Source organism: Limimaricola litoreus (assembly GCF_024159025.1).
GTDB classification, from domain to species: Bacteria; Pseudomonadota; Alphaproteobacteria; order Rhodobacterales; family Rhodobacteraceae; genus Limimaricola; species Limimaricola litoreus.
In genome coordinates this window covers 1-1,495 of sequence record NZ_JAMYXC010000307.1, presented here as the reverse complement: position 1 = coordinate 1,495, position 1,495 = coordinate 1, and the positions used below count along the sequence as shown (strand labels likewise).

General features: G+C 72.2%; 1 protein-coding gene. It reads right to left on the bottom strand.

Annotation, left to right across the window (positions count from 1 at the left end):
- Positions 1-122: 122 nt before the first annotated feature.
- Positions 123-1,256: a polysaccharide biosynthesis/export family protein gene (locus NHG85_RS18690; RefSeq protein WP_253335242.1), complete on the bottom strand. Its 1,134-nt coding sequence runs from the start codon at positions 1,254-1,256 to the stop codon at positions 123-125.
- Between the last annotated feature and the right edge of the window lie 239 nt (positions 1,257-1,495).

The window sequence follows — 1,495 nt, the reverse complement described above, 5'->3', positions numbered from 1 at the left end:
GTGGCGTCCGGGCAGGCCGCTTCGCACCGCGTAGCCCGCCGCGCGCAGCCGCGCCCGCATCGGCCGCGCCAGGAGACCGCCGTTGTAGACGTAAAGCCGGCGCGTGGCGGGGGCGGGCAAGCTCAGCGGACGGAGTCGGCGGCGGTGCGCGTGGCGGTCAGCGAGCCGGTCAGTCCGCTGATGACCCGGTTGAACTCGACGATCGGCGCCTCGGTCACATAGACGGTGTCGTCGTCGCGGATCGCGAAATCGCGGGCGAGGAACATGCCGTTGGGCCGGGTCAGGTCGAGCACGTAGACCAGCCGCTGGGTGCCGACGAGATCGGGGATGCCGGTGATCTGGCTGGCGATGACGGCGGGCTCGTTGCGGAAGACGAAGACGCCGGTCGGATCGGCCAGCTGCGGGTTGAGACCGCCGACGCGGGCAATCGCCTCGATGGCCGAGATGTTGCGGCTTTCGAAGTCCACCAGATTCTGCGCCCCGGTGGCGCCCAGCGCGGTGAAGTCGCGGGTGTCGGCCTCGACGAGGATGCGGTCGCCGCCGCGCAGCGCGATGTCGGCGCGCGGGTGCTCGTAGATGTCCTGGAACCAGACCTCGCCCGTGGTGCCGCCGCGGGTGACCGTGACCTGCGCCAGCTCGGGCCGCACGGTCACGCCGCCGGCAGCGGCGAGCATGGCCGAGAGCGTGCGGGTGGGCCGCTCGATCGGATAGACGCCTTGCGCGCCGACGTCGCCCACCACCGAGACGGTCGAGCCGTCGCCGGCGAGGCGGCGCACCTGCACCTGCGGATCGGGGGTCTGGGCCTCGAGCTTTTCGCTGATGATCCGGCGGATCGCCTCGGGGGTGTTGCCCGCCGCGCGGATCCGGCCCGCGTAGGGCACGAAGACGAAGCCGGCCCCGTCGACCTGCACCTCTTCGAGCACGGTGGCGTTCTGGCCCGAGGGGACGAGCAGTCCGTCGTCGACGTTTTCCCAGATGGTCAGGCCCAGCACGTCGCCCGGCTGGATCGTGTCCGAGCCCAGCAGGGCCGCGGATTCGAAAGCGGCGGCGAAGCCCAGCGCCGGGGTGACGCCGGCGATGCGGTTGACCCGGTCGTCCACGGCGACGACGAAGGCATCGCCCTCGCGCAGCACCGATCCTGCGAAGATCTCGCGCTTGCTGGGGCCCGAACGCGGGGTGAGCCCGCAGCTGGCGACGAGGGCGATGGCGGCCACGAGGGCCGCGCCGCGGGCAAGGCGGTGGGTAAGGGGTGTCACTGCGCGGTCTCCTCGACCTGTTCCTGTCTGCCTGCGGCCCCGTGCCGGGACCGGTCTGCCTGCGGCCCGTTGGTTCGGGCCGACCTCTTCGGGGTGGGGCAGGGTCTGTCCGTCGCGGGCAAGGCTAGCGCGCGGGACATGCGGTGACCAGTTGCCGCGTGCCGCGGCCTCGGCATCCAGGTCGACGAGGCGTTGCAGGAGTATCGTCGTTCGGGCGATCTCACTCCGGTGCGCGAGGC